Origin of the sequence: Nocardia sp. NPDC003269 (assembly GCF_042888005.1) — a bacterium.
In the GTDB taxonomy this organism is placed as follows: Bacteria; Actinomycetota; Actinomycetes; order Mycobacteriales; family Mycobacteriaceae; genus Nocardia.
On sequence record NZ_JBIAPA010000001.1, the window covers coordinates 466,496 to 485,797 of the forward strand.

The 19,302-nt window shown below is 71.2% G+C and carries 17 protein-coding genes and 1 pseudogene; 9 read left to right on the forward strand and 9 right to left on the reverse strand.

Translation table 11 applies throughout. The features are described 5' to 3' along the window. Positions 1 to 193: 193 nt before the first annotated feature. Entirely contained in the window at positions 194 to 1,477 is a 1,284-nt protein-coding gene (locus ACFYWJ_RS01990) for an MFS transporter (RefSeq protein ID WP_355271125.1), read from the reverse strand. 68 nt (positions 1,478 to 1,545) lie between these two features. Beyond that, positions 1,546 to 2,241: a pyridoxamine 5'-phosphate oxidase gene (gene pdxH / locus ACFYWJ_RS01995; RefSeq protein ID WP_355271123.1), complete on the reverse strand. Its 696-nt coding sequence runs from the start codon at positions 2,239 to 2,241 to the stop codon at positions 1,546 to 1,548. 128 nt (positions 2,242 to 2,369) lie between these two features. On the opposite strand from pdxH, the gene ACFYWJ_RS02000 reads away from it, so the two are divergent. Together ACFYWJ_RS02000 and ACFYWJ_RS02005 are read left to right on the forward strand one after the other, a co-directional pair. Continuing rightward, complete coding sequence (locus ACFYWJ_RS02000; protein WP_030200564.1) at positions 2,370 to 3,491, forward strand: citrate synthase 2; 1,122 nt, start codon at positions 2,370 to 2,372, stop codon at positions 3,489 to 3,491. Between the two features lie 407 nt (positions 3,492 to 3,898). Beyond that, complete coding sequence (locus ACFYWJ_RS02005) at positions 3,899 to 4,630, forward strand: polysaccharide deacetylase family protein (protein ID WP_355271121.1); 732 nt, start codon at positions 3,899 to 3,901, stop codon at positions 4,628 to 4,630. A 196-nt stretch (positions 4,631 to 4,826) separates the two neighbouring features. On the opposite strand, the gene ACFYWJ_RS02010 is transcribed toward ACFYWJ_RS02005, so the two are convergent. After that, positions 4,827 to 5,462, reverse strand: coding sequence for a hypothetical protein (locus ACFYWJ_RS02010; RefSeq protein WP_355271119.1), 636 nt, complete (start codon positions 5,460 to 5,462; stop codon positions 4,827 to 4,829). A gap of 349 nt (positions 5,463 to 5,811) precedes the next feature. Between ACFYWJ_RS02010 and serC the strand changes: the two genes are divergently transcribed. The 3 genes from serC to ACFYWJ_RS02025 all read left to right on the forward strand — a co-directional run bounded on the left by serC (position 5,812) and on the right by ACFYWJ_RS02025 (position 9,132). Beyond that, a complete protein-coding gene (gene serC / locus ACFYWJ_RS02015; RefSeq protein WP_355271117.1) occupies positions 5,812 to 6,933 on the forward strand; it encodes a phosphoserine transaminase in 1,122 nt (373 codons plus the stop codon). A gap of 314 nt (positions 6,934 to 7,247) precedes the next feature. After that, a complete protein-coding gene (gene sepH, locus ACFYWJ_RS02020; RefSeq protein WP_355271116.1) occupies positions 7,248 to 8,255 on the forward strand; it encodes a septation protein SepH in 1,008 nt (335 codons plus the stop codon). 139 nt (positions 8,256 to 8,394) lie between these two features. Continuing rightward, a complete protein-coding gene (locus ACFYWJ_RS02025; RefSeq protein ID WP_355271115.1) occupies positions 8,395 to 9,132 on the forward strand; it encodes a DUF6928 family protein in 738 nt (245 codons plus the stop codon). 6 nt (positions 9,133 to 9,138) lie between these two features. On the opposite strand, the gene ACFYWJ_RS02030 is transcribed toward ACFYWJ_RS02025, so the two are convergent. Further along, on the reverse strand, positions 9,139 to 9,438 hold the full coding sequence (locus ACFYWJ_RS02030) for a DUF2537 domain-containing protein (protein WP_355271114.1): 300 nt from the start codon (positions 9,436 to 9,438) through the stop codon (positions 9,139 to 9,141). Then, entirely contained in the window at positions 9,435 to 10,238 is an 804-nt protein-coding gene (locus tag ACFYWJ_RS02035; protein ID WP_355271112.1) for an RNA methyltransferase, read from the reverse strand. The genes ACFYWJ_RS02030 and ACFYWJ_RS02035 overlap by 4 nt, the downstream gene beginning before the upstream one ends. A 25-nt stretch (positions 10,239 to 10,263) precedes the next feature. Here ACFYWJ_RS02035 and ACFYWJ_RS02040 point away from each other — a divergent pair, with 25 nt between their 5' ends. Then, complete coding sequence (locus ACFYWJ_RS02040; RefSeq protein ID WP_355271110.1) at positions 10,264 to 10,656, forward strand: YccF domain-containing protein; 393 nt, start codon at positions 10,264 to 10,266, stop codon at positions 10,654 to 10,656. Here the strand turns inward: ACFYWJ_RS02040 and ACFYWJ_RS02045 are convergent, their stop codons facing one another. After that, a complete protein-coding gene (locus ACFYWJ_RS02045) occupies positions 10,657 to 11,094 on the reverse strand; it encodes a MarR family transcriptional regulator (protein WP_355271108.1) in 438 nt (145 codons plus the stop codon). Positions 11,095 to 11,156: 62 nt separating this feature from the next. Here ACFYWJ_RS02045 and ACFYWJ_RS02050 point away from each other — a divergent pair, with 62 nt between their 5' ends. Continuing rightward, on the forward strand, positions 11,157 to 11,417 hold the full coding sequence (locus tag ACFYWJ_RS02050; protein ID WP_355271106.1) for a DUF2530 domain-containing protein: 261 nt from the start codon (positions 11,157 to 11,159) through the stop codon (positions 11,415 to 11,417). Here the strand turns inward: ACFYWJ_RS02050 and ACFYWJ_RS02055 are convergent. Then, on the reverse strand, positions 11,414 to 13,462 hold the full coding sequence (locus ACFYWJ_RS02055) for a neutral/alkaline ceramidase (protein ID WP_355271104.1): 2,049 nt from the start codon (positions 13,460 to 13,462) through the stop codon (positions 11,414 to 11,416). The two genes, ACFYWJ_RS02050 and ACFYWJ_RS02055, sit on opposite strands and share 4 nt — an antisense overlap. Before the next feature lie 119 nt (positions 13,463 to 13,581). Here ACFYWJ_RS02055 and ACFYWJ_RS02060 point away from each other — a divergent pair, with 119 nt between their 5' ends. Further along, positions 13,582 to 14,208, forward strand: coding sequence for a TetR family transcriptional regulator (locus ACFYWJ_RS02060; protein ID WP_355271102.1), 627 nt, complete (start codon positions 13,582 to 13,584; stop codon positions 14,206 to 14,208). On the opposite strand, the gene ACFYWJ_RS02065 is transcribed toward ACFYWJ_RS02060, so the two are convergent. Both ACFYWJ_RS02065 and ACFYWJ_RS02070 read right to left on the reverse strand, forming a co-directional pair. Beyond that, positions 14,205 to 17,126 (reverse strand): sacsin N-terminal ATP-binding-like domain-containing protein, encoded by a 2,922-nt coding sequence (locus ACFYWJ_RS02065; RefSeq protein ID WP_355271101.1) that lies wholly within the window; start codon positions 17,124 to 17,126, stop codon positions 14,205 to 14,207. The genes ACFYWJ_RS02060 and ACFYWJ_RS02065 overlap by 4 nt on opposite strands. A 644-nt stretch (positions 17,127 to 17,770) precedes the next feature. Then, a pseudogene (locus ACFYWJ_RS02070) lies at positions 17,771 to 18,517 on the reverse strand (DUF3027 domain-containing protein); the annotation flags it as partial. An 8-nt stretch (positions 18,518 to 18,525) separates the two neighbouring features. On the opposite strand from ACFYWJ_RS02070, the gene ACFYWJ_RS02075 reads away from it, so the two are divergent. Continuing rightward, positions 18,526 to 19,302, forward strand: a complete 777-nt coding sequence (locus ACFYWJ_RS02075; RefSeq protein ID WP_355271099.1) for a glutaminyl-peptide cyclotransferase — start codon at positions 18,526 to 18,528, stop codon at positions 19,300 to 19,302.

Here is a 19,302-nt window from a genome sequence, read left to right on the forward strand (position 1 = left end):
GTTCGGTCGAGACGAGCAATCAGGGTTGTCCTGCGCCGTTCTCACACCGGAGCCGATCGGCGGTGAGGTCGGCGCACAGGTGCCGACCTGCGCCGATCCCCTGTTCGCCGACGTCACGGACCGGCTCCGCGCAGGGCGGTGGGACCCGGTGGTCGCGGATCGGCGAAAACCATGTATTCCCTTCTCGCACAACTCAATTGACCAGAGAATCGGAGTGCGCGCGGGTCACCCGGTAGCGGACGAAGGCGGGGAAGGCCAATGCCGCCAGCACCACCCCGATGACGACCAGGACACCGCCACCCGCGGCAGCTACAGCGGTACCCAGGCTCGCCGCGGCGAAACCGTGGGCAACATCACCGATCCGCGGCCCACCTGCGACAACCACGATGAACACGCCCTGCAGGCGGCCGCGCATCTCGTCGGTGGAGACGTTGAGCAACATCGCCGTGCGCAGCGCCGCCGAGATCATGTCGACCGCGCCGCCGAGGGCCAGGAAGGCCACCGCGATCCACAGCCACACGCCCAGCCCGAACAGGTGCCCGGCCAGCCCCACCGCCAGGCCGAACCCGATCATCGCCACGCCCCAGATCACGATGCAGACGATCACCGCCAGACCCTGCCTGCGGATCCGCGGCACCCAGCCGGAGAACACCCCGCCGAGCACCGCGCCCGCCGAGATGGCCGCGAACAGCAGGCCGAGCGCGACGCCGCCCTCGGCCGGGTCGTGGAAGGTCTCGTGCGCGATCTGCGGGAACAGCGCGCGCGGCATGCCGAACACCATGGCGATGATGTCGACGACGAACGAGGCGAGCAGGATGCGCTGCCCGGTCAGGTAGCGGAAACCGTCGATGACGGCGCGCAGCCCGGCCCGGCGCTGATCACCCGTCGGTGGGAAGGCGGGCAGTTTCCACACCGCCCACACCGTCGCGAGCAGGGCGATCGCGTCGATCAGATACAGCGTCGGCAGGCCGAGCACCGGGATGAGCAGCCCGGCCAGCACCGGGCCCGCGATCATGCCCACGTTCTGCACCGTCATGCTCAGCGAACTGGCCGCGGCGATCTGCTCGGGCGGCAGCAACCGCGCGATGGCCGCGCTGCGGGTGGGCTGGTTGACCGCGAAGAACGCCTGCTGGGCGGCGAACAGGCCGAGCACCAGCCACACGTTGTTCATCCCGAGCGCGGCCTGCACCCAGAACGCCACCGCCGTCACGCCGGTGCCCGCGGTGGTGATGATCAGCAGCGTGCGCCGGTCCATCACGTCGGCCAGCGCGCCGCCCCACAGGCCGAACACGATCAGCGGGATCAGGCCGAACAGGCCCGCCAGGCCGACGTAGCCGGAACTGCCGGTGATCTGGAAGATCTGCTGCGGAACCGCGACCACCGAGAGCTGCGCGCCGATGACGGTGACGATGTTGGTCGTCCAGAGCCTGCGGTAGTCGGGGTGACGCAGGGGTTCGGTGTCGGCGAGCAGTCTCACTCGCCGCAGATTAGCCACTGCCGGGCGATCCGAGAACGGATGCGCTCGGTGACATAGCCCACCGCTCGTTAGGGCTGCAAACGTTCCACGGTTGTGCCTGCGTCCCCGATCCGCAGGACGATCCGGTTGTGCAGCCTGCCGCGCCTGCCCTGCCAGAACTCCACCTCGTCGGGCCGCAGCAGGTAGCCGCCCCAGAACGGCGGCACCGGGATGTCGTCGACGTCGGCGAAGCGGGCGGTGGTCTCGGCCAGCGACCGGTCCACCTCGGCGCGCGAGGCCGCGGGCCGCGACTGCCGCGAGGCCCAGGCGCCCAGGCGCGAGTCGCGCGGGCGGGTCTGCCAGTAGGCCGCGGTCACCTCGGGCGACACCCGCTCGGTGATCCCGCGCAGGTGGACCTGCCGAGCCAGCGCGGGCCAGACGAAGGTCGCCGCGGCGTACGGGTCGGCGGCGAGCTGGTTGCCCTTGGCCGAGTCGTAGTTGGTGTAGAAGGTGATGCCATCGGGCGCGAGGCCCTTGCACAGCACGGTGCGCGCGACCGGGCGCGGGGCCGGGCCGGTGAGCGACACGGTGGCCAGCACCATCGCGTTGGATTCGGCGATGCCGAGGCCGCGCGCCTGCTCGATCCAGCGGCGCAGCAACGGTTCCCAGCCGCCGGCCACCCAGGTCTCGTCGAGGTCGGTCTCCTCGGGCACCGACAGCGGGTCGCCGTAGTCGACGCGCATCGCGGCGAGGTCTGCCGCGGTCGCGGGTTCCTGGTCAACCATGGGGACAGACGGTACGCCGGGACGTCGGCCGGGAAGGGGTCGAGGTCAGGCCAGGGGCGACGTTACTACCCGGTATCCCCAGGGCTATGGTTCAGAAAGATCGGCATGCCCCTGCAAGGAGAGTCACCATGACTACCAGCTCGGTACCACAGGATTTCGTCAGCGGATTGGAAGGCGTGGTGGCCTTCACCACCGACATCGCCGAGCCGGACAAGGATGGTGGCGCGCTACGTTATCGCGGCGTCGACATCGAGGATCTGGTCGCCAACCGGGTCACCTTCGGCGACGTGTGGGCCCTGCTGGTCGACGGCCAGTTCGGCCGCGGCCTCCCGCCCGCCGAGCCGTTCCCGCTGCCGGTGCACACCGGTGACGTGCGTGTCGACGTGCAGGCAGGCCTGGCCATGCTCGCCCCGATCTGGGGCTACGAGCCGCTGCTCGACATCGACGACGAGACCGCCCGCGAGAACCTGGCCCGCGCCTCGGTGATGGCGCTGTCCTATGTGGCGCAGTCCGCCCGCGGCATCTACCAGCCCGCCGTTCCGCAGCGCAAGATCGACGAGTGCACCACCGTCACCGAGCGGTTCATGACCCGCTGGAAGGGTGACCCGGACCCGCGCCACACCGAGGCGATCGACGCCTACTGGGTGTCGGCGGCCGAGCACGGCATGAACGCCTCCACCTTCACCGCCCGCGTCATCGCCTCCACCGGCGCCGACGTGGCGGCGTCGCTGTCGGGCGCGATCGGTGCCATGTCCGGCCCGCTGCACGGCGGCGCCCCCGCCCGCGTGCTTCCGATGATCGAGGCCGTCGAGCAGAGCGGCGATGCCCGCGCGCTGGTCAAGGGCATCCTCGACCGCAAGGAGAAGCTGATGGGCTTCGGCCACCGGGTGTACCGGGCCGAGGACCCGCGCGCCCGCGTGCTGCGCGCCACCGCCAAGCGCCTCGACGCCCCGCGCTTCGAGGTCGCCGCCGCGCTGGAGCAGGCCGCCCTGGCCGAGCTGCGCGAGCGTCGTCCCGACCGCGCCATCGAGACCAATGTCGAGTTCTGGGCCGCGGTGATCCTCGACTTCGCCGAGGTCCCCGCGCACATGATGCCCGCCATGTTCACCTGCGGCCGGACCGCGGGCTGGTGCGCGCACATCCTGGAGCAGAAGCAACTGGGCAAGCTCGTCCGCCCGGCCGCCATCTACACCGGCCCCGGCCCCCGCACCCCCGAGGAAGTCGCCGGCTGGTCCACCATCGCCGGCTGACCCACCCCCGCATCGCCCGACCGGGCGTCGACGGCCTCCCCGGCCGCCGACGCCCGGTCGTTCGCTGTTCAGCGACTGTTCGTCGCCGCGCAACCCGGTGCCGACATGATCTGCTCGCGGAACACGGCAGGTAGACGGCCTGTTCGGCCTGGTGGATGTGCTCGGCGGAGGTAGTGTTCAGCCGACCTGAACGATAAGGGTGGGCGGTGCGGAACGAGGGTCTGTCCCGGCGTGGGCTTTTCGGCGCTGGTGCCGCGCTTGCAGCGAGTGTGATCACCGGCTGTGCTGCCGCGCAGGGTGATTCGGCCGCGCCCGAGGTGGCTCCCGGGTCGTCGAGTGCCGCGCCACTCGCCGGCGGGCCGTCCGGTGCCGGGCCGATCACAGGCGGGCCATCCGGCGCCGCGCCGATGTCCGCGCGACCGATCTCGACCGTTGCCGCGCCGCCCGCCGTCTCCCCCGCCGCGGTCGCCGCCCGGCACGCGGGTGCGCGGCCGCACGCCTGGGGTGTCGATCTGCCCGGCATCACCAGTGGTTTCCCGGCCGCGGGCAAGCAGCTGGCGCTCACCTTCGACGCCTGCGGCGGGCCGGGCAACGGCGAGATCGATCAGGCGCTGATCGACCTGCTGGTCGCCGAGCGGGTTCCTGCGACGCTGTTCCTCAACAAGCGCTGGGTCGACGCGAATCCCGGCCGGGTCCAGCGGCTGGCCGCGAACCCGCTGTTCGAGCTGGCGAGTCACGGTGTCGCGCACAAGCCGCTCTCGGTGACCGGGCGGGCCGCCTACAACATCGCGGGCACCACCTCGGCCGAGGAGGCCGTCCACGAGGTGTGGGCCAATCACGAACGCCTGCTCGAGCTGACCGGCCGGGCGCCGCGGTTCTTCCGGGCGGGCACCGCGCACTACGACGACGTCGCGGTCGCCATCGTCACCGAGCTGGGCGAGACTCCGCTGGGGTTCACTGTCAACGCCGACTTCGGCGCCACCGCGTCGGCTGCCCAGGTGCAGCGCGCGATGAGCGCGGCCGCGCCGGGCGGCATCGTGCTGGCCCACATGCACCGGCCGAAGTCCGGTACGGCGGCGGGGATGGCCGCCGCGATTCCGGCACTGCGCGCGTCCGGGTTCACCTTCGTCCACCTGTAGTCGTGGACGCCGGTCGCCACCGTCCACCGGTAGCGCGGGCCCCGATCCGCCGCAGTCTGTGGCACTCGCGGACGCCGGTCGCCGCCGTCAACCGGTAGCGCGGGCCGCGATCCGCCGCCGTACGTGGCACTCGCGGACGCCGGTTGCCGCTGTCCATCGGTAGGGGCGGGCGCGGTGCCTGCCGATCAGGTTGTGATCAGGCCAGGCTGGTGAAGTCGATGGCGACGGAGGCGCCGCGATCGACGGTGAAGAAGGCGGCGTCGAGACGGGTGCCGAGCTCGATGAGGCCGACCGCGGCCAGGGGCACCGGCTGGATGAGGCGGACCCGCCACGGGGTCGGCTCGTCCCAGGCGCGCAGCTCCAGGTCGAGGCGCAGGACCGGGTCGTCGCGGCCGGTGTAGTCGGCGGCGATGGGAGCGACGGCAAGGACCGTGGCTTCGGCGCGGCGGCCGTTGGCCAGGATCTTGGCGGCCGCGCTGCGGCCCGACTGTGGCACCTCGGGGATGAACAGCACCACGCGTTCGCGATCACCCGGATCGACCCGGCAGCCGACGGAGTCGCCGGGCTGCATCCATTCCAGGTCCTGGCTACGGACCCGCTGCCGCACCCGCGCGTCGTAGGCCAGCTCGCCGGGCAGCTGCACCCGCACCGAGATCCGGTAGCCGCCCTCCCCGCGCCGGGACCGTACCGACAGCACGGTGGCGGTCGCGGGCAACCCCCTGATCAGCAGTTCCCGCCGGGAACTCTCCGCCAGCAATCCCGGCCGCCGCCCGAACGCCCAGGCGAACCGGTCGAACAGGGTCCGACCCGAGTCGGCCACGGCGAGGCTCATAGCGAAAGCGTAATGCGAACCGCCTTCCGACAGGGGCAAATTCCCCGCACCCGCCCGACCGACAGCCGCGATCCCCGCGAGGAACCGTTCGCGGCCCCGATGCCGCCGATCCGGCGATCCGGCGCATCCGTCCGGCGCGACGGCGGCGACCGGCGGCGACGATCGCCGTGTGCCCGATCCCGGCCCCGCGCCTGGGCGACCACGCGACCCCCGGCTCGGCCGACCTCCGACCCACACATCCTGAGCAAGCGTCCAACCGACCGCGCGCACGAGTGGGCCGACTCACAGCCGCTCCGTGACCTCGCCCCCGTGCGCGTTCGACCATCGGCGGACCACTAAACTCGCCCCCATGACCAGTGCGTTCCCGACCATTCCCGCCGACCTCAAGCCCGCCGACGGACGGTTCGGCTGCGGCCCGTCCAAGGTCCGCCCGGAGCAGCTGCAGTCCCTGGTGACTGTCGGCGCCTCGGTGTTCGGCACCTCGCATCGCCAGAAGCCGGTCAAGGACGTCGTGGCGCGGGTGCGCAACGGCCTGCGTGAGCTGTTCTCCCTGCCCGAGGGCTACGAAGTGGTGCTCGGCAACGGTGGCACCACCGCGTTCTGGGACGCCGCCGCCTTCGGCCTGATCCGCGAGCGCTCGCTGCACCTGACCAACGGCGAGTTCTCCTCGAAGTTCGCCTCGGTCGCCAAGGGCAACCCGTTCATCGGTGACCCGATCGTCGTCTCGTCGGAGCCGGGCAGCGCGCCCGAGCCCGTCTCGGACCCCTCGGTCGACCTCATCGGCTGGGCCCACAACGAGACCTCGACCGGTGTGTCCATCCCGGTCTCGCGTCCGGCCGGCTCGGAGAACGCCCTGATCGCCATCGACGCCACCTCCGGCGCGGGCGGCCTGCCGGTGAACATCGCCGACTCCGACGTGTACTACTTCGCCCCGCAGAAGTGCTTCGCCGCCGACGGTGGCCTGTGGATCGCGATCATGAGCCCGGCCGCGCTGGCCCGCGTCGAGGAGATCAAGGCCTCGGGCCGCTGGACCCCGGAGTTCCTGTCGCTGCCGATCGCCATCGACAACTCCACCAAGGACCAGACCTACAACACCCCGGCGCTGGCCACCCTGCTGCTGTTCGCCGACCAGATCGAGTGGATGAACGCCAGCGGCGGCCTGGACTGGACCGTCAAGCGCACCCTGGACTCGTCCTCGCGCCTGTACTCGTGGGCCGAGTCGAGCTCCTTCGCCACCCCGTATGTCACCGATCCGGCGCACCGTTCGCAGGTCGTCGGCACCATCGACTTCGACGACGCGGTCGACGCCGCCCAGGTCGCGAAGATCCTGCGGGCCAACGGCATCGTCGACACCGAGCCGTACCGGAAGCTGGGCCGTAACCAGCTCCGCGTCGGCATGTTCCCGGCGATCGATCCGGAAGACGTTTCGCAGCTGACCCGCTCGATCGACTGGGTCGTCGGTCAGCTCTGAGATAAGACCGCAATCAGGGCCGGTGCCCGATGAACCTTTTCCGGTTCATCGGGCACCGGCCCTTTGCGTCGGGTTCTCCACGGGTTCGCAACATTTGCATTCGAGCACACCGCCGCGAGCCGGTATTTGATGTTGATCTATCACCAAACTCCCTGCACACGACCAGGATTCGTATGGTGAGCCGATCAGATTAGCGGGACCTGGGGTCCCGGTGCGCGATTTCGGTCGTGCGTGTCTGCTGCCGCGGGCAAGTAATGTGCACTACTGTCTAGGAAAGTGGGCGGTGTCGTAGCCGACGCGATAGGGAGGTAACGGTGCGTGAACTTCGAGTGATCGGGGTGACGCCCGACTCCACGCACATCGTGTGCAGTGACACCGAGTCCGGCACCAAGTTCCGGTTGCCCGCCGACGACAAGCTCCGCGCGGCGGCGCGCGGCGACCTCGCACGATTCGGCCAGATCGAGATCGAAACGGAAGCGTCTATGCGTCCTCGCGATATCCAGGCCCGTATTCGAGCCGGTGCGTCCGTCGAGCAGGTCACGGCGGAGTCCGGGATGCCGGCCACCAAAGTCGAACGTTTCGCCTACCCGGTGTTGCTGGAACGCGCCCGCGCCGCCGAACTGGCGCAGAAAGCGCATCCGGTGCGCCCGGACGGTCCCGCGCTGGAAACGCTGCACGAGATCGTCACCGCGGCCTTCGCCGAACGCGGTCACACCATCGAACAGGCCGAATGGGACGCCTGGAAAGACGAAAAGGGATTCTGGGTCGCCCAATTGCAGTGGCGGCACGGACACTCCGAGATCGCCGCGCACTGGCGCTACCAGCCGGACGCGCACGGCGGCTCGGTCTCCCCGCTCGACGACCCGGCCAACGACCTGATCGATCCCGATTTCGGGCGCGCGCTGCGCGGGCTGGCCACCATCCTGCCCACCCCGGTGGAGAAGGCCCCGCCGATCGTGGAGCCGCCGACCCCGGTCGAGCCGCGCCCGCGCGAGCAGGTCGCCCCGACCGCGCGTCCGACGGCCCGGCCCGCCCAGCCGACGCTGGACGAGTACTACGAGCAGCGCGCGGTCGCCGCCGGTGGTGGCGCGGCGGCGATTCCGGCCGCCCCGGTCCCCGCGGCGCCGATCCCGGCCGTCCCGGCGACGCCGGCCCAGCCGGTGGCGCAGCAGGACACGGAGCCGGTGGCGAAGGAGCCCGCTCCGGAGAAGCCGGCGACTCCGGAGAAGCCCGCCGCCAAGCCCGCACGGGCCAAGCGCGGCAAGGCGCCGATGCCGTCCTGGGAGGACGTCCTCCTCGGCGTCCGCAGCTCCGGACACTGACCGCCGCCCCGGGGTTTTTCGGCCGGGCTGCGGTGCGGGGGTCGGGGTTCGTCGGTGGGGTCGAGGTGGCCCGCTCCCGGTGAGTTATCCATGTTCTTGCGTGAGCTGGTGATTCGGTCGAGGTGGGAGGTGGTTGCCGGTGCTTTCCGCTTCCACGCTCTGGTATGTCGACACGCCGGATCCCGTGGCCGTGCTGCGGGAGCGGCCCGAGCCCGACCCGGCGGCCGCCTCGGCGCTGGCCGGGCAGTTGTACGCCGAGCACGATGTGCGGCCGATCATGATCGGCACGCTGAACGGGTGCGCCGCGCCGGATCGGGACGAGGTGTACATCGGGTGCTATCCGGGGCTGACGGTCGTGTGCACGGCCGAGGCGGCCCTGGTGCGGCCGACGAAGCTGCCGGATCTGCTGGTGCGCCCGCTCGCCTCCGAGCACACCTACCTGGTCTCCTTCGACGCCAAGCTGCACTGGGGCGCGTTCGCGCACTGGGAGCGCGGGGAGTTCCGGCGCTCGTTCAGTTCCACCCGGGTCGACATCCTGGAGAACGAGGGGCTGCCGATGGTGTGGGAGCGGCCGTTCTGGGCCGGTGACCATCCGGTGCCGTGGCAGGCGGCCGACCATCCCGGACCGCAGTCGCTGCCCTTCGATCCGCCCGACTTCGCCGACGCCGCCAACGACGAATGGCTCGGCTTCCGCTACCGCACCCCGGCCGAGCCGGGCGGCCTGATCCCCGGCGACCTGGCGGTCTGCGGCTTCACCCTGTACCCGAAGGGTCAGGCACCGCAGCCACCACAGCTGCAGACGGCCAGCCCCGGTGCGGCCACCCGGCGCAAGCGCGGCCTGTTCGGCTGGCTGCACCGGACCGACCGGGTGCTGTGAGCCGGTTCAGCCGAGCTGATCGCCGACCAACGTCAGCCAGCCCAGCACCACCCCGAGCGCCGCGCCGGCCAGCACCCACCGCACCACCGGCGTGAACCGCCAGCGCCACGCGGTCGGCGCCACCCCGATCGCGGCGACCACGTTCACCGCCACCGCGAGCAGCCAGTGGACGGTCGCCAGCGCGGCGCCGAACGCGTACACCGCCACGGCACTCAGCACCGCGACCAGCACCACCACCGTGACGCCCGCGGCCCACGGCACCGAATCCGGTTGCGCGCGATAGGGACCGTCCGGTTCCTGCTTCACGATTTTCGCACCCGCTCGTAGAAGGCCATCGCCGCCGCCGTCGCGACATTGAGCGAATCGGTGCCCGGCGACATCGGAATTCGCGCGCGAACATCGGTGGCGCGCATGGCCTCTTCGGTCAGTCCCGGCCCCTCCGCGCCGAGCAGCAGCGCGACCCGCTTCCCCGTCATCGCCGTCGCCAGGTTGACCGCCGCCGGATTCGGCGTCAGCGCGATGATCTGGAAGCCACGCTCGCGCACCAGCTCCAGCCCGTCCGGCCAGGTCGGCAGCTGCGCGAACGGCACCCGCAGCACGTGCCCCATCGAGACGCGGACCGCGCGCCGGTACAGCGGATCGGCGCAGCGGTCGCCGAAGAGCACCGCGTCCGCGCCGAGCCCGGCCGCGTTGCGGAACATCGAGCCCAGGTTCTCGTGATCGTTGACGCCCTCCAGCACCGCCACCGTGCGGGCGCCGTCGAGCACGTCGTCGACCGACAGCTCGGTCGGCCGCGGCGCCACCGCGAGCACGCCCCGGTTGAGATGGAAGCCGACCACCTCGGCCATCACCTCGGCGCTGGCCCGGTAGTACGGGATGTCGCGGCCCGCCAGGTCCTCGGCCAGCGCCTCGTAGCGTTTCCCGACACCCAGCAGCGCGCTCGGAGTGAACCGGGAGGCGAGCATCCGCTGCACGACAACGACACCCTCGGCGATGACCAGGCCCTTGCGCCCCGGCAGGTCGGGCCTGCGGTCGGCGGAGGACAGGTCACGGAAGTCGTCGACCCTCGGGTCGGCGGGGTCGTCGATGTCGATCACTTCGGCCACTGGACAATCCTGGCATGATGGATGCATGAAGATCGTGCAGTTGATCTTGAACATCCTGTGGGTGGTGCTGTGCGGTTTCTGGATGGCCCTCGGCTACCTGCTCGCCGCCCTGATCTGCTTCATCCTCATCATCACCATCCCCTTCGGTATCGCGTCGCTGCGGATCGCCGGTTACGTGCTGTGGCCGTTCGGGCGCAGCGTGGTCGACAAACCGGGCGCGGGCGCGGGTTCGCTGATCGGCAACATCATCTGGTTCATCTTCGCGGGCTGGTGGCTGGCGATCGGTCACATCGCGACCAGCATCGCGCTGGCGGTGACGATCATCGGCCTGCCCTTCGCCTGGGCGAACCTCAAGCTGGTGCCGCTGTCGCTGTTCCCGCTGGGCCACGAAGTCGTCGACTCCGACGAGGCGCGCTGATCACTCGGACTCAGCGACGATCTGGTTCATGATCTCGACCGCCCGGTCCAGGATCTCGATCTGCTCCGGCTCCAGGCGCGCGAGCTGATCGGTCATCCAGGCCTCGCGGGCACTGGTCTCGTCGGCCACCAGCGCGCGCCCGGCCGGGGACAGGGAGACGATGATCTGCCTGCCGTCGGTCGGATGCGGACGGCGCTGCACCAGGTCCAGGTCCGACAGCGACGCGATGACGCGGGTCATCGACGGCGGCTGCACCCGTTCCTTGCCCGCGAGCGCCCCGGGGGTCATGGCACCATCACGCGCCAGCGTCGCCAGAGCCGACAGCTGGGTGAGCGAGATCTGCGCGTCGGCACGGCGGCCGCGCAGGTGTCGCGTGAGCCGTACGACGGCCAGTGAGAGATCACCGGCCAGGGCACGGACGTCCGATGGCGTTGTCACAGTGCAGAACTCTACGGTACGTCCGCGCCACCTGATGTGTTTCACGCGGCTACTGTTTGGGTATGGATAACGGTCACGTCAGCTCGGCGGTCCCCGAACTGCCCCGAAGTCTGGTAGATCCGCGTCCGGTGGTGGTGGCCGGATTCGTCGCCTGGCTCGTCGCGACCGCCCTGGTGTGGCTGAATCCGGCCTGGTCAGAGGCCAGGCCGGTGTGCCTGATGGGGCTGGCGGTCGGCGTGCTCGGGGTCTCGATCTACCTGGCCCAGCTGCGCTCGGCCCGCCGTGGCGACAAGGGCGCGCAGGTGGGTCTGTCGACCGACTAGCCGGTCACCTCGAATTCGGCGCTGGTCCCGGTGAGCGGACGCAGCGCGCCGTCGGCGCCCAGCGCGTCGGCGTAGTGCACGAACCTGTGCACCCCCGTTGCGGTGGCGGGCACGTCCCAGGTGAACCTGGCGATGGAGACCGCGTCGCCCTCCTTGCGCCAATGGAATCGCACGTCCCACTCACCCTCGTTGGCCACCCGCGCCCAGTCGCCCGCTCCGGTGCGGCGCTGCACCTCGAGGAAGGTGTCACCGCGTCGCGGGTTGTGTTTCGGATGGGCCGAGACGAATTCGACCGCCACCCGCTCGCCGGGCGCGCACCGCGCGGGCGGCTGCACCAGGACGTCACCGAAGCCGCGGCCCTGCGGGGTCGCGTCCGGGCCGGGCACGGTGGCGAAGTTCGGCTGGAGCGCGGAGACATCGCGCGGTGCCGGACCGCGCCCGATCGCCCCGCCCGCGACGAACGCGGCGGCCAGCCGGGCGAACTCCTGCTGGTACGCGCACAGCGTGTAGCGGCCGAACAGCGTCGAGGCGCCCTCGTACTGCTGCGCGTCGTACTCCTCCGGCGTGGTGACGTACTCGTGGTAGGAGTTCGCGTAGCCCTGTAGCAGCACCTGGTCGGGATCGACACCGAGCACCGCCGCCACCGCCCGCCGCACCCGCAACCCGGCGACGATGGTGAACTCCGCGCCCGCCGCGGCCAGATAGAGCCCGCCGATCCGGATCAGCTGGATCGGCACCACATTCGGCACCCAGGCCACCGGCGGGAGCAGACCCAGCGGCACCGCGACCGCCTTGGGCGCCTGCGCGTCCGCCAGCCACGCCGGATGCGGATGATCGATCCCGCCGAGGAAGTCGACCATCGGATTGCGCACGCCCTCGGGAATCGGCCCGCCGGGCAGGCCCGGCCCGTCCTCCACACTGCCCGCGGCCAGCGAAACACCCGCGGCGGCAGCCGAAGTGCGCCGCGGCGCACCGTCCGGGGTGAAGCGGCCGTCCACCGCGATATCGGCCAGGTCGATGTAGCACAGCGACGCGGAGACCGAGCCAGCCATCGACACCGCGTGCGCGGCAGCCGCTCTCGACGCGTCGTGCTGGCGCTCGCCGAGGATCCTGGTGTTCTCGAACTCATCGGTGGTCGGTCCGTCGCCAGGGCGCAGATTCAGATTGGGCGACATGTCACCGGCATTGGTCTGCGCGAACGCCGCGATGTAGGACGGCGCGCCGTCGAGATGCCGCACCCCGTGCTCGATGTGTTCGGCGGCGAAGCTGGCGTAGCCCTTGTTGTCCGAGCTGATCAGCCGGTTGGCGTTGGTCATGGAGGTGTTGTGGGTGGCGAACCAGGTCAGCGCGCCGACCTCGCGGCCCGCCCTGGTGAAGACCAGCGTGGTCACGGCCGGGTCGATGGCGTCGGGGAACACCGCGCGCTCGGCCTCGGGATTGCGCTCGAAGGCGACGCGGGACCGGTTCACGCTGGCGTCGTGCAGGGTGGCCCGGCCCAGCGCGATGGCGCCCGGCCCGAAATCGGCGTCGGCGGCGACGATCGCCTCGACGATGCCGTTCACCTCGGCGTCGTAGACCTGCTGCTGAAATCCCAGCGTCGCCAGCGTATAGGCGTAGTCGTGCGCGGAGCCGCCACAACTGGCGTGGGTGTGGGTCGAGGTGAGCACCACATTTCGCTCGGTATAGCGGTCGCCGAAACGCTGCGCGAGGGCGAGCAGTACCCCGCTGTGTACCGAGCCGAACACCGCGCCGTTCTCCACCGCGACGTAAGCGATGCGATTTCCGTCGGCGCCGATCACGAACGCGCGCGCCCGGGGCCGCAGATGAATTCCCGCGGTCGCCTGATCGAGTTGCGAGTAGCCCATCATGCCGCATTCCGCGGCCGGGCCGGTGAGATCGGCGATGCCGAGCCCGAATTCGAATCCGCCCGGTTTCGGATCGGCGCGCGCGGCGGGGGTCGCGGCACCGGTGAGGGCCGAGACGGCGGGCACAGCGGCCACACCCAGGGCCGAGGCGGCCAGGACGGTACGGCGGGACACGGACATCAGGCGACTCCTTCGCAACTTCCGATTCGGAGACAACCACATCAACTGGTCAGATGTCCAGGATTTTCTCGCGGACCGGCGAATTGACTGTTTGCCACGCGGGCGCTTAACTCGCACACGTGTCCTCCCGATTGAGCGTCGAAGAACGACGAGCCCACCTGATCGAGGCAGCGATCGGTCTCGCAGAGAAAAAAGGCGTCGCGGGCGTGACCACGCGCGATGTCGCACAAGCAGCGGGCGTCTCACTCGGTGTGGTGCATTACTGTTTCGAAAACAAGGACGCACTGATGACCGAGCTGGTCAAAGCGTTGTCCATGGAATTGCGCGATTCCGTCGATGCCGATGATTCGCTCTGGGCGGATGCCGGAACCGGAAAAGAAGCGCTTCAGAAATTGGTGCGTTCCGGTTTGGAACTGATGTGGCGCAACATCGAAGCCACTCCGGAGCGTCAGCTGCTCACCTACGAGACCACCACCTACGCCCTGCGCGAGGGCGAGGCGACGCCGGCCAAGATCGCGATCGCCCGCGAGCAGTACGCGTTCAACGACACCACCGTCGCCGACGTCATGGACCACTGCCGGGAAGCCACCGCGACCACCTGGACCACTCCCGTCACCGAGCTGAGCCGGTTCATCCTCAGCGTCATCGACGGTGTGGTGCTGCGCTGGCTCGTCGACGACGACAGCGAGGCCGTGCAGACCCAGCTCGACCTGCTCGCCGCGATGGTGGCCGCGCACGCGCGCTAGCCCCGCGGCACCTGCACGTGCACCGCGTCCTCGGTGTGCCACCACGGCACCCGCACCGTGCCCGTCAGCGCACCGCGCAGATGCACCTCGAGCGTCTCGTGCAGGACCAGCGCGCCCGCGGTGTCCCGCGGTGACCACAGCTGACGCAGCACGACGCCCAGCGCGTCGGCCGCCCAGGTGGTTCGCCTGCCGGTGCCGAGCACCTCGGCGCTGACCTCCTCCGAGACCAGCGGCACGTCCAGCAGGGTCGCCAGCCCCTCGGCGCTGCCCGCGTCCCCGGCCACCAGCCGCTCCGGCGGGACGACCAGGCCGAAGCAGGGCTGGTCCAGGACCAGCACCGTGCTCGCGTCGACGACCGCGCCGGACAGCGCGCGCACCTGCTCGGGCAGATCCAGCTCGCGCGGGTCCAGCGCGCCGGACTGGACTGCGGCGGCCAGCCGGGCGTGGGTGTGCGCGATGACCTCGGGCGCGGGGGTTTTCGACGGATCGGCGAGCGCGTCGAGGAGTTCTTCGGCCAGTTCGGCCGACATCACGTCCGGGCGGACCAGCAGCGAGCGCAGCACGTCCAGGTCGGGCCCGGTGATGCCGTCGACCTCGAATGTCGGGAGCAGGCCAGCGAATTCGTCGTCGTCAGGGTGGCGCAGGCGGCCGAGGGCGATATCGCCGATGTGCGCGTGCCGGTGCAGCCACCAGGCGGTGTAGCCGTCGCGGTCGGCGAGCAGGGCCCGGGTGCGCGGCTCCGACAGCAGCTGACGCAGGGCGGTGGGCCAGCGGTTCTCGGCCACCAGATCGAGGTCGCGGACGGCGGCCAGCTCGCGCGGGTCCGCGGAAAGACCGTCCCACCAGGTGTGTTCGTCGTCGAGGTCGTGGTCGGGGCCGACCGGGTCGGGATCGGTGACCACCGCGAAGTCCCAGCCGACGCCGATCGCGCGCAGGGCGTCGGTGCCGTATTCGGCGACCGTGTCGGCGTCGACGGTGCCGAACGGTGAGTCCTCGACCAGCACGGCGGCCAGCGGCGCGCCGGGGAGCAGCAGCTCGTCGGCGGGCCGTGGTTCGCCGGTGTCGTCGGGCAGTTCGAGCAGGCCGAGCCAGGTCGGGAGCAGCTCCGGGGTGGCGAAGGGCGCCAGCCGCAGCACCGCGTCGACGGTGTCGGGGTCGGCCGGGTCCTGCTCGAGCAGGTCGTGCAGGCCGGGGTCGGTGAGCAGGTCCTCCGCGGTGGCGCTGCGGGCGCCCAGCCGGGCCAGCAGGGCATGGGTGGCGTCGGGGTGCACCAGGCGAGCCCAGTGCACCGGAACGGCCACCGTGAGCTGATCGTCGAGGACGACGGTGCGCGGACCGGTGACGAGCCTGCCGTCGGCCAGCGGCACCGCCAGCGCGCCGAACTCCTCGGCGGTCCTGGTGTCGACCACGAACGGTTCGAGGGCGGCGTAGAACCGCTGCCACCAGCGCGGTTCGCGATCCAGGCCGCTCGACAGCTCGGCCAGCGCGGCCGGGCCGAGGCGGTGCACGTCGAGGACGGACAGCTTCTCCTGCTGGGCGCGACCGGAGAGTTCCGGGATCAGCAGGGGGCCGGTGATATCGGCGAGCTGCGCCGCCAATTCCGGTGTGAGGTCCGGGAATACGCTGGCGCGGGTCGGGACGGCGACCTGGTCCGTCGTGACGCCCGAGAACCAGGCATCGAGACGAGCCGCGTCGGTGCCGGTGGTCGTCCCGGCCTGCGTCTCGACCACGCGACCGGAAGCTTCCGGCAGGTCGAACCCGCCCAGCGCGATGGCCGCGGCTCGTGCGGCGTCCGTCGCGGGTGCCGGGGAGTCACCGGTCGGCGGCGATTCGGGGTCGACGAGCTCCGGGTCCGCGAGCCGGGTGGCGCAGACGGGGAGCCACGGGTTGGTGCGGAGTTCGGTGGTGACGGCTTCGCGGAGGAGGCCGTCGGCCTCGCTGCGGGCGAAGCCGGGGGCCGGGACGAGGACCAGGCGGTCGCGGGGCGGGAGGGCGCGGGCGAAATCGGCGTAGCCCGCGGCCAGTTCGGACAGGCGGGCGCCGGGGAGGAGGCGGCGGCGATCGGGCTGCATGGCGATGTCGGCCACCAGGATCGCGGGCAGGGACAGTTCCTCGTCGGAACGGGTGGGGGCGCGCAGCACGTCGGGCGCGGCAGCCACGGGGCGGCCCGCGCGCAGCGGGAGCAGCCAGCGCGCCCTCGGGGTGCGGTACTGCCACCAGCGCCGGGTGGTGCCGTCCGGCTGGGTGACACCCAGTTCGGTGAGGCCGTCGGCACCGAGATCGGTGCCGGTGCTGGTGAATTCGTCGGCGCCGATCCGGATGCGACGCAGGGCGGGCAGTTCCAGCAGCAGGTCGGTCGCTTCCGCGCGCAGGGCGGCGAGCAGGGCGTCGGCGTCGATATCGTCGCGCAGGTGCACGACGACCTCGGTGTCGGCGCCGGCGACCGGGGTGGTCGGGACGGGCCAGGCCAGGCGCAGCACCGGCGGCTCGATCGTCGGCAGGTCCTCGGGGATCTCGATGCCGATGTCGTGCAACGCGTTCCGGGTCGCGGTCCGGGAGAACCGGATCGAGCCGGTCGTCGACCTGACCTCGATCTCGTCGCCCACCGACCGCACCGCCGTGAAGCCGACGCCGAACCGCCCGACCTGTTCCGCCTCGGTCTTCCCGGAGGCACGCAACGCGGTGAGCGCGTGCACGCCGGAAACACTCAGCGGCGCACCGGTATTCGCGACATGCAGTCGCCCGTCGAGCACCCGGACGCTCAGCTCACCCGCGACCCCGGCCTTCGCCGCCGCGTCGGCCGCGTTCTGCGCCAGCTCGGTGAGCACCCGATCCCGGTAGCCCGCGGCCACCAGATCCGCCTCGGTGGCGCTGTCCTCGCGCAACCGGGTAGGCGAATCCCGCCAGGCGGCAAGCACTCCGGCACGCAGCTCCGCGGTGCCGAAGGGATCCGCCGATCCGTTCAGCGCGCCACCGACGATCCGTGCTCGTCCACCGAGTCGCTCTGCACGGCGTCGGACTCGGCACCCGAAGCCGTTGCGGCCGTGGTGTCTTCGCCCGCCGCGTCGGCGGCAGTGGCGACGTCCTCGACGGCCTGGGCGGCATCCTCCGCGACCTCGGTCACCGTGTCGGCGGCAGCAGCCTGCGATTCGGCACCGACCGTCTCGGCATCGGACTGCGTTTCCGCAGCGGGCGCGGACTCGGCACCCAGGTCGCCGGTAGCGATCTCGGCAGCGCCGGTCACCGCGGCGGTCTCGGTCGTCGACTCGGTCGCAACGGTCTGCGATTCGGTGGTGGTGTCGGCTTCCGTCGCGCCCGAGGGCGCCTCGGTCACGACCTCGGTGACCACGGCGGCCTCGGCCGTGGATGCCGACTCGGCGGCGACGACCTCGGCGGCCGACTCCGGCTGCGCGCCTTCGGCGAGCGCTGCGCGGGCGGCGGTGGCCGCGTCGACGGCCTCGGCCTCGGCGGTCTCCTGCTGATCGGCGTTCTCGCCGGTCTCGACCGCGGCGGTGTCGGTGTCCTCGGCAGACGGCACGGGCTCCGGTGTCATGCGGACGATCTCGACGAGTTCCACGGCGTGGTCGTCGAACGCCTCGTAGCGCGGCGAACCGTTGCCCGAGGGGGCGATCACGTCGGAGTGGGCGCCGCAGCCGTATTCGATGTGGACGACGTGGCCGTCGGCGCCCATCGCGTTGCCGCAGACGCCGAAGGATTCGCGCAGGGCGCCGGCCAGCGGCAGGAAGAAGCCGCACAGGCCGCAGGTGGAGGGGGCGGCCTTGGCCATCTCGGTGTCGGGGCCGAACTCGGTATACCAGCGCTGGGCCGCCTCGACACGGCCCTCGAGGCTGAGCACCTGGGTGCGGCCGAGGCCGATCTCGTGACACACCTCGTCGACCACGGGATCGCCGGTCGCGATGTAGCCGGGGACCAGGCGGGGATCGTCGGCGGGCGGGGCGAGCAGATCGCCGGGACCGAGGTCGCCGGGGCGGACCCGCTGCTCCCACGGGATGAAGTCGGGGGCGATCAGGGCGTCGGGGCCGGGTAGCAACGCCGACTCGCTGACCGTGGCGTATGTGGCCTCGGGCGGCGCGGCGACCACGACGGCCCACTGCCAGCCGCGGTAGCCGGGCAGGGTCGCCTCGAACCGGTGGGTGGCCGCCGACTCGTCCTCGCCGGACACCCCCAGATGCGCTCCGACCCCGTCGGGCTCCAACTCCACGAGCGCACGACGTGCGACTTCGGCCGCATCGGCCAGAACAGGACGCACGCCGGACTCCGAAACAGATACTGCGCTCACGGCATACATTTTGCCGTATGAAGTGCAATCGGAGTTCGTTGGCCGTCGCTGCGCTGGTCAGCCTGCTCGGCGTGGGGGCTTGCGGGGGCCGGGAAGAGCCTGGACCACCGCGCTGGCGCGTCGAGGTGATCGGCTCGTCACCGCACGATCCGCGGGCCTTCACCCAGGGGCTGGAGGTGGTCGACGGCGTCCGCTACGAAAGCACCGGCATGTGGGGCGTGTCGAGCGCGCGCGCCGCCGATCAGGCGACCGGCGTCGAGACCGCGCGCGTCGATCTGCCGGGCAACCTGTTCGGCGAGGGCATGACGAAGGCGGGCGGGATCGTCTGGCAGATCACCTGGCAGGACCACCTCGCCATCGCGCGCGACCCGGTCACCCTGGCCGAGACCGGCCGCGCCGAGTACGAGGGCGAGGGTTGGGGCGTGTGCGCCCAGCCCCAGCGCCTGGTGATGAGCGACGGCACACCCACCCTCACCTTCCGCGACCCGGTGACCTTCGCGAAGACCGGTTCGGTGACGCTGTCCGGCTACCCGTCCCCGCAGCCGAACGAACTCGACTGCGCCCCCGACGGCACGGTCTACGCCAACAACTACCCCTCCGACGAGATCCTGCGCATCGATCCGGAGACCGGCCGGGTACTCGCCGTGATCGAGGCGGGCGGGCTGCTCACCGCGGGCGAGCGCGCTGGCACCGATGTCCTCAACGGCATCGCCCACCTGCCCGGCACCGAGCGATTCCTGCTCACCGGCAAGTACTGGCCGCGCATGTTCGAGGTGCGATTCGTCCCGAAATAG

Coding starts and splice junctions, on each gene's coding strand:
- pdxH (WP_355271123.1), bottom strand. CDS start 2,241: ATGGTTGACCAGGAACCCGCGACCGCGGCAGACCTCGCCGCGATGCGC.
- ACFYWJ_RS02000 (WP_030200564.1), top strand. CDS start 2,370: ATGACTACCAGCTCGGTACCACAGGATTTCGTCAGCGGATTGGAAGGC.
- ACFYWJ_RS02005 (WP_355271121.1), top strand. CDS start 3,899: ATGTCCGCGCGACCGATCTCGACCGTTGCCGCGCCGCCCGCCGTCTCC.
- ACFYWJ_RS02010 (WP_355271119.1), bottom strand. CDS start 5,462: ATGAGCCTCGCCGTGGCCGACTCGGGTCGGACCCTGTTCGACCGGTTC.
- serC (WP_355271117.1), top strand. CDS start 5,812: ATGACCAGTGCGTTCCCGACCATTCCCGCCGACCTCAAGCCCGCCGAC.
- ACFYWJ_RS02040 (WP_355271110.1), top strand. CDS start 10,264: ATGAAGATCGTGCAGTTGATCTTGAACATCCTGTGGGTGGTGCTGTGC.
- ACFYWJ_RS02050 (WP_355271106.1), top strand. CDS start 11,157: ATGGATAACGGTCACGTCAGCTCGGCGGTCCCCGAACTGCCCCGAAGT.
- ACFYWJ_RS02055 (WP_355271104.1), bottom strand. CDS start 13,462: ATGTCCGTGTCCCGCCGTACCGTCCTGGCCGCCTCGGCCCTGGGTGTG.
- ACFYWJ_RS02075 (WP_355271099.1), top strand. CDS start 18,526: ATGAAGTGCAATCGGAGTTCGTTGGCCGTCGCTGCGCTGGTCAGCCTG.